General features: G+C 26.5%; 7 protein-coding genes. 2 read left to right on the top strand and 5 right to left on the bottom strand.

What is annotated here, in order from left to right; genetic code table 11:
- Positions 1–55: 55 nt before the first annotated feature.
- A complete protein-coding gene (locus GJV76_RS14680; RefSeq protein ID WP_155093343.1) occupies positions 56–409 on the bottom strand; it encodes a hypothetical protein in 354 nt (117 codons plus the stop codon).
- Between the two features lie 656 nt (positions 410–1,065).
- Between GJV76_RS14680 and GJV76_RS14675 the strand changes: the two genes are divergently transcribed.
- On the top strand, positions 1,066–1,920 hold the full coding sequence (locus tag GJV76_RS14675; protein ID WP_196216241.1) for a sce7726 family protein: 855 nt from the start codon (positions 1,066–1,068) through the stop codon (positions 1,918–1,920).
- 62 nt (positions 1,921–1,982) lie between these two features.
- Entirely contained in the window at positions 1,983–2,873 is an 891-nt protein-coding gene (locus tag GJV76_RS14670) for a sce7725 family protein (RefSeq protein WP_155093341.1), read from the top strand.
- A 36-nt stretch (positions 2,874–2,909) separates the two neighbouring features.
- Here GJV76_RS14670 and GJV76_RS14665 read toward each other — a convergent pair whose 3' ends face one another.
- The 4 genes from GJV76_RS14665 to GJV76_RS14650 form a co-directional block, all read right to left on the bottom strand.
- On the bottom strand, positions 2,910–3,980 hold the full coding sequence (locus GJV76_RS14665) for a DUF3871 family protein (protein WP_230381575.1): 1,071 nt from the start codon (positions 3,978–3,980) through the stop codon (positions 2,910–2,912).
- Positions 3,958–4,827, bottom strand: a complete 870-nt coding sequence (locus GJV76_RS14660) for an AAA family ATPase (protein WP_155093339.1) — start codon at positions 4,825–4,827, stop codon at positions 3,958–3,960. The genes GJV76_RS14665 and GJV76_RS14660 overlap by 23 nt, the downstream gene beginning before the upstream one ends.
- A gap of 364 nt (positions 4,828–5,191) precedes the next feature.
- Positions 5,192–7,630 (bottom strand): DEAD/DEAH box helicase, encoded by a 2,439-nt coding sequence (locus GJV76_RS14655; protein ID WP_155093338.1) that lies wholly within the window; start codon positions 7,628–7,630, stop codon positions 5,192–5,194.
- Positions 7,631–7,686: 56 nt separating this feature from the next.
- On the bottom strand, positions 7,687–8,446 hold a 760-nt coding region (locus GJV76_RS14650), incomplete at its 5' end, for a site-specific integrase (RefSeq protein ID WP_155093337.1).

Raw genomic sequence — 8,446 nt, 5'->3', positions numbered from 1 at the left:
GCTGCTTAACTAATTGTCCAGATTTCGTTTGGATATCCAGTATTTAGTAAACTATTTAAATAGATACTCCATTTTTAATCAAGTCATCTATAAACTGATCTTGTGTTTTTACTTCTTCAGGTACATATTGGTATCTATGAGTTAACATTAGCACCTCTCCTGTGTCCTTATTTATGTATTCATAAGGTTCACATTCTTGTCTAATTACATTACCTGACATCTCTGTACCTATTAAAGCTTTACATGTATCTTCATCAAATGTAGATGAAATAAAAGCTTTCTTTACTGTAGCATAGAATTGATTAGAGGTTTTACTCTTTACCATTTCAATACCACCACTAATTTCTAAAACACAGAACTCTTTACCCTCTTCTGTTTGTCTCTTTTTGTAGTTGATAATTCTTACCATAATATTAAATTTTTGAGTTAAAAATACCCTATAAAAGACCTAAGATTAAAACATATTTCATTTAGCTATTAGCTTAAATACATGCATCTTTTGATTTTTATAATAAGGACAAGATATTTTCTCTTGCAAGGATAAGTGGAGGTCTTTGTGTGGGAAGCTTATAAAAAAAGAGTGTATATTGTTATTATAACAAGAGTTACTAGCTACAGTTACAAATAAGTATATTTTAACCTAAGTAGGCTTATTTTTAGTTAAAGAAGAATAGAACAATATATATATATAACTTTCAAGTAAGTAAGATTAACTTAACTGTATCTTAAGAAGATAGAATACATGTATAAATCCTAAAAGATATAAACTACAAGAAGATTGGACAGGTAAGAATAAATATACCTAGCATATAAATTCATATAGATAATTATATAGGCTCAAAAAAACATCTGTTTATATATTCAGGGAGGGGTATTTCCTTTCTCAAGAATAAGGGGGGCTAGTTTGTAGGGTAATTTACGCTTTTATCTGGATATAATATTATATATTTAGCTCTCTTTAGAAGACAATTGAAATTAATATTTTGATATCTTTGCCTTTAGTAAGAATATTATAACTTTCTCTTTCAAATTAGAAGTATATACACTTTTACAATGATTACAAAAATGAAAAAATCTGATTATTTATCTATCTCAAAAATTTTCAGTCCTGTCTTTATGGACAATTTAGCTAATAATAACTTAGGGGAGATATTTAAAGTATTAGACCTAATACCAAAACATCACAAACAAATAAATTCAAATTTAGAAATTAGAAAAATACTAAACTTAGTATATAAAGATTTCTCAATAAGTTATAGAAATGAGCATTTTTATAAAAACACATTATTTAATAAAGTAATTTTAAAAAAACATAATTTAAATAATTGTCTGACACTTTCTGAGTTTAGAGTTGGAAATTCAATTTTAGATTTAGCTGTTTTTAATGGAACTACTACAGCTTATGAAATTAAATCAGAAATAGATACTCCTAAAAGACTTTTACAACAAGTAACAGATTACTGTAAAGTATTTGAATTTGTTTACTTAGTTACGTATTCAAAATTTTTAACAAAGATTCAGGATGAAATACCTGATAATATAGGTATATTACTACTTGAAGAAAAGGGGTTTAATGAGATAAAAGCTCCTAAATCAAATAGAGAGCTTTTTAATCATCAGTATTTTTTTGATATCTTAAGAATTGATGAGTTTAAAAATATAGTTAAGAAAAAATTTAATTATATACCTGAAGTTCCTAATACTCAAATTTATAAAGAATGTTATAAATTATTTAAAACTATTCCTATTTCTGAAATTCATAATATGTTCATAGAGGAAATCTCTAAAAGACAATTAGAACAACATCAAAAAAAACTTATTAAGAAATTACCAAATTCAATCAAAATATCTGCAATTTCTAAAAGATATAATGAAAAACAATGCCTCAATATAATTGATAAACTAGATTTGATATATTAAAAATAATTAGTATCTATTGTAATATTTGGTTATTTTTATAAAAATAACTTAAAATTATATTTATGTATTACCCTTATTTGCGAGCTAAAGGAGAAGAAATAAACTCTTTACTCCAATTGCCTCTTAAGTCAAAAGTACTGCCTATTTTAGAACCTGTTAGTATTAAAAATGCTAATGTTAATAAGTTTAAACAACTTGTAAAAAATAAGATTCCCTTTATCATTATTATAAATCCTCAAGTGGGAAACATTTCCATAGAAGAAGTTTTAGAAATTTATGTTAATGGGGTTCTACATGACTATGATAATTATTCTATTGCGTATATTGTTCATAATGCAACAACTCAAATAGAATTACAATCATTTAATCAAATACCTAACAGAGATAAATTTTTAATACATAAAACTAATTTTGAAAATGTAAATTTACTGGAGAATTTGAATATAGATTTTCATGTTTTTTGTAAAGATCAAGTTTCAAGTAACTATATCAATAGTATAACATCTTCAAATAAGATTATTCTGTTGGATGGTTTTAAGAAGTTACAAAGAAATGCAGATTATCCATTAGAAAGTTTTTTTTCAGATATGCATTTTACTTATGAAGCAAATGGTTTTATTGGAATTGGTGATTATTTAACACAAGGAGATAATTATTCTTTAAGTGGAGGACCTGCATATGCTGTAGCTATTCATCTAACAGTATTAAAAAATAATGAAGTATATGTCAGACATTTTATTTCTAATAATAGAGAAGGAAATAGTAGAGTTGCAGAAAAGTTTTATGAAGCTTTAACTCATTTAATAAACTATGTTGATAATAATACTGTTTTAGAAACTACTGCTATTCAGAAATATAGGGAATTATATGATAGTAGACATTTTCCTGGTTTATCTGTTAATAAGCGCCTTTCTTTAATAAATCATATTGAACAAATAGCTTCTATTATCTAATAATTATGGAGCTATATTATTTATAGCTCCATTTAATTAACTCAAAAACCATTGGTAATTATTATCACCATTGATTGCATTACAAATACCTTGATTAAACTCAAAGGCATTTAAATTTCTTTCTAGGAATGTATCTATATAGCTACTCTTATTAGCTTGTGTAAATAGATTGTACACATTCCATAGATTAATATTTCCATACTCATCTTTACAAAAGCTTTCATCTTGGTAATAATCCCTAGCTATTGTATTAAACTGCCCATCATTAAAAGTCATTTCAGGTAGTTCTAATCTTTGAGACTTAGGTAAGTGATTGTATAATCTTGATTTACCTATTAATTGAGCAAATTGATGCTCTGTTAAAGAGTAATTAGTAAAATCTCTCATAAGCTCTAGGTGTTGCTCTGCTTTGTAATTCTGCATTACCTCTAGAATCTTAGCATAAAGCTCTTCATAAGAACTAACTTTAATCTCAGATAAAAAACCATCTGTACTAACACAAAGATTACAACATACAAGATTCTGAAAGCCTATAAAGAATTTGAATTTTTCAAAAGACTTCTTATTATACAGGTTTTCTTGGTTATAAGCTCTAACCCCTCCTAGGGTTAATGAGAGTGTATTACCTCCAATATTAGCAGTTATAGAGGGTATCTTTATAATAAAAGCCATTCTCTCAAAATACTGTGTTTTCTCATGCTCTAGAAGCTCTTTAGCACTTTTATGAATTGCATCAGGTGTTCTTCCTTTTATTTGATGAGATACTCTTATTTCAGGTATTTCAATAGTTTCTCCTGAATAGATTGAATATGCACATTCTTGTGCTATATCTATAAACTCTTGATGTGCAATAGTCTTTTCATTGTCTTTAGAAAACACAGGAATTATACAGTCCTGCTGCAGAGTTAGTAATTCTATCTCCTGTGTATTAGCCTCAATAAATGGTTTATGAGTGTATTTAGGAAGAACTACAGCAGGTGTTAAATACTCATCTACATCTAATATATTATTAGATAATTGATTAATATTAGAAATATTAAAATCTCTAATAAATGTATCTTGTTCTATTATGTTAGTAAAATTACTAGTTATAGTTAAATTGTTCATTTGGATTGAAGTTTTGAGGATTAGTAATAGTAAATAATTGAGCTTTTTTCTGTTCAAATACAGATCTAAACTCATTTTGATAGATTGGATTTTGCTGATAGAGAATTAAAAGTTCTTGAACTGTTTTACAATTATTAATTAGGTTTCTAATACTCTCTTTAGTTCTATCAGGAGCTTCTCCTTTATTACACCATTCTAGTATTTTCCTTCCTGTAGACTCATTAATTATAAATTCTGGTTTTCCCATAAACAAACTAGTTCTGTCTTTAGAAGATACTACATAGTGTTTTATATCAATATCAAATACAAGTGTAAACTCATAATCTACTCCATCTCTTTGTACAGCCTTTAGTCCAACTTTTTCAGGTACATACTTACCATCTTTTTGATTTAGCACATAATCCTGTTTAGTTCTCATAGTAGCTATTATATGGGCTGAACTCTGTAGTATCTTATCTACAAAACTTTTTTGTCTAGGTGTTACCTTAGCCCAATTAGTAAAAGAGTTACCTACAAGTTTAGAATGGAAGTCTAATAATTCATCCCAACAATGAGATATACTATCAATAATAATAACTTCCATATTAGCTTGTTCACATATTTCTATTGCCTTAATATAAGCTTCTGGAGTAAAAGGTGGTTGAAGTGATAATACATTATAACCTCCTAGGTGTGCATATAAATCAGCACTTCCATTTTCTGTGTCTATAATAGCAACTTTAGATAAGTCACCATTAGTTAAACCTTGTGCTAGTAGTAAACTTGAATAAGTTTTTCCTGAACCTGCACTTCCTTGAAGAGCCATTTTAATCTTTGCTCTTTTTCTTTCTGATTGTCTTAATTGCATAATTTTTTTAATTAATTGTTTGTAAACTAGAAAATCCTACCTGTTTTGGTAGGATTACTATATAAGGTTTGTACCAAAAGTGGTAGGATTAATAATATTCTATTTCTGTTGTAAACTAGAAAATCCTACCTGTTTTGGTAGGATTACTATATAAGGTTTGTACCAAAAGTGGTAGGATTAATAATATTCTATTTCTGTTGTAAACTAGAAAATCCTACCTGTTTTGGTAGGATTACTATATAAGGTTTGTACCAAAAGTGGTAGGATTAATAATATTCTATTTCTGTTGTAAACTAGAAAATCCTACCTGTTTTGGTAGGATTACTATATAAGGTTTGTACCAAAAGTGGTAGGATTAGAATTCTTAAAGAGTTAGTATTTCTGAAATATCTTGTAAACTATTAAACTGCTCTTCACTCATACTATTATTCTGAAACATTTGTTGATTTTCAACTTCTAATACTTCTAGAATTTCAACAACATTACATCTTTGATTAGTTCTATTTATAGATCTTCTAGTAGTATTAAAAAAACATTCTTTAATAATATTATAAAAAGTAGTAATATGTCTTGACTTATCCTGTGTTCTAATAAAACTGCGAGAAAAATCATATACACCATTTTTTAAAAATATATCTTTGTTTATTAAGGTATTAATCATTTTATCAAATCTTTCTATTTCACTATCTTCTATAAAAGAATCTGCATGTCTAGATGAAATGTATTTCACTTCTTGACCATTTATAAGAATTTCTTGAATAGAGTTAACAACTTTATCTCTGAAATGATTCATTGTAAGATAGGCTTCATTTATATCTTTTATATCTTCATTTAATAAATCAATATTAGTATTTAAAGCTTCACATACTTTTGCTCTAAAATATTCTCCTCTATCAAATAGTTCTACTGCATTTGAATATCTATAATTTTGTATTATAGTAAGTATACTCTGTTCAATATGTTTATTTGAATTTTGAGTTTTTATTTCTTCTGTAGTACCATCTTCTTTTTGTAAAAGAATCCTGTTGTTTACAAATAGCATTTCTTTTAACTCACAATAAAATTCAATATCAGATAGATAAATTAAAAATCCATTATAATAATCAATGTCAATATTATCAGCAAAGTATTCCTCTATTCCTAGATTAATATTATTCCAAGTTAAAATCAAGTTTTTTTTACTATAAAAAACACCTTTAAATTTACAGTTAATAAACTGATTTGTAATAGCACTATAAGTTATATAAGAAGATAAATCCCCTCCAAAAAAAGGATATTTGTTTACTAAATATTTTTCACCTGAAGTAATTATAAATCTTTCTAAACTAGGAAATCTAATCTCAGGAGTATGTTGAATATCACTAGTAATAAAAAACTCTAATTCTTCCTCTACATTCTTTCTATAAACATCATTATAATAATCTTCTAAAATATTCTTTTGATTATTAATAGAAATGTACTTAACTAAGTTTTCACTATCTTCTGACACTTCTTTTCCATTAGTATATAACTGTTTAAATACTTCTACTTTATCATGTTCACTAAAAAAAGGTAAAGTAGAATAATCAATTGTATCAGGGCTAGGTAAAATTACATGTATTTCTCCTTTTTTTCTTTGTCTAGCAAATGCTTGGATAATAGCATTAATACCATCTGTGAATACACCATAGTTATTTTTGAATAAACTTTTTGCTCCTTTAGGGGGCATTATAATAATAAAAGCATGATTTTCTTTCTCAATGCTAATTCCTGTCTTAAAGTTAGTACCAACATTACATTTTAAAGGATCATATCTATTTGTAGGTATTTCTCTATCAGGTCTTTGATTATTATCTAAAGCTGTTGTACAATTTTGTATTTCAGAGTATTTTTGAATTAATATATTTCCAATACTTCTTTCTTCATGTGTGTTTTTACAAATATTATCTGCTAAAGTCTTAGAGTAGCTTAGTATATCTATATCTTTTTCATGTTCAATTAATAATTTTAGAAGATTTACAATGTTTTCATCATTGTAATTGTAATATTGATTATTATTATAATGAAGGTATAATTCACTTTGTTTTTCAACAATACGTATTCTTTTAGATTCTATAAGTTGTATATTCTTTTCAGTAAGATTTGCTAAATACTTGATTACTATCTTAGATGCTTCATTAAATGTAGCACTAATAATTAAGTTCTTGTGTATTACATTTCTCCACTTCCATAAAGTAAAAATATACTCTTCTTTGAAATTATGTATAGCATCATGAATCTCATCATATATAAATACTGCTTTCTTATTGTTCTCTTCACAGTACTTTACCATATGATTAATATAGTCTCTTTTAGCTTGAGAGTTAATTAATGCATCTTCACCTGGATTTCCTAATAGAGCATTTACAGTAAGTATATGCACTTTTGAATCTTCAGGCTTAATATCTCTATTTATTCCAATGTTTTCATATCTATAAATTTGATCTACAGAAATACCACAATCTATAGTTTTATCATAATACTGTTGTACTAAGCTCATATAAGGTGATGCTATAAATATAACATACTCTTCTTCTGCTAAATCATAATATTTCTTTACTAGCTGTATAATTGAATAGGTTTTACCTTGTCCAACTCCTGCATTAACTACAACAGTATTTTTAGTACTCAGGTCTATTGCATTTTGTAATTCTCCATTTATATAGCCATCAGCATTAGGTGTTATAATAATCTTTTCTGCTACATTAAAAAATTCAAAATCATCAGGATTTAGTTCTTTAAATTCAATAGGATAATCATTGAATGGTGTAATTAGTTCTTCCATTAGTAATAAGTTTAACTGTACCTAGTAATTAGGCACAGTTAAATATATAAACATTATTATTTTAATTTACTAGATAGTCTATTTATATGCTCACTAACCTTAGTATTAACTATTTTTCCATAATGTTCTTGTGTCATAGTAATCTTAGAATGCCCTAGAAGCTTAGAAACTATTTCTATAGGTACATCATTATATAATAGAACTGTAGTAGCAAAAGTCTTTCTAGCAGTATGATGGGTTAGTAGTTTATCTATCCCTACTATAAAAGCTATTTCTTTCAGGTAAGAATTAAATCTTTGGTTACTTATTTTTGGCAGGAGCTTTTCTTGTTCTTCATTTGTATTCTCTAGTTTCTTTAATAACTCAAGAGCTCTAGGTAGTAAAGGAATAGATATAGTTTTATTTGTTTTTCTACGTGTCATTTTAATCCACAAGTTATTATCAAACTCTTCTACAATATGTTTTCTACTTAGTTCATTCATTTCATTGTAAGCTAATCCTGTATAACAGCAGAAAATAAACATATCTCTTACTCTTTCTATTCTCTTTTGAGAGAAGTTATAGTTTTCTAGCTTCTTTAACTCTCCTTGATTCAGGTATATTATTTCTTTTTTCTGTTTTTGAGGTTTATAAAGCATGAAGGGATCTTTAAATAAATATTCTTGTGCAATAGCCACTTTAATAACTCTTCTAAACCTTTGTATTGTTTTAATGATAGTATTGGGTTGAAACTTCTTTTCAGTCTTTAAATAGAACTCAAAATCTGTAATGAAGCTATATTTAACGTGAGTTCGATATAAGAAAAAGCAAAAAAAA

Source organism: Myroides albus, from assembly GCF_009711045.1.
Lineage (GTDB): Bacteria > Bacteroidota > Bacteroidia > Flavobacteriales > Flavobacteriaceae > Flavobacterium > Flavobacterium album_A.
This window is presented reverse-complemented; position numbering and strand designations above follow the sequence as displayed.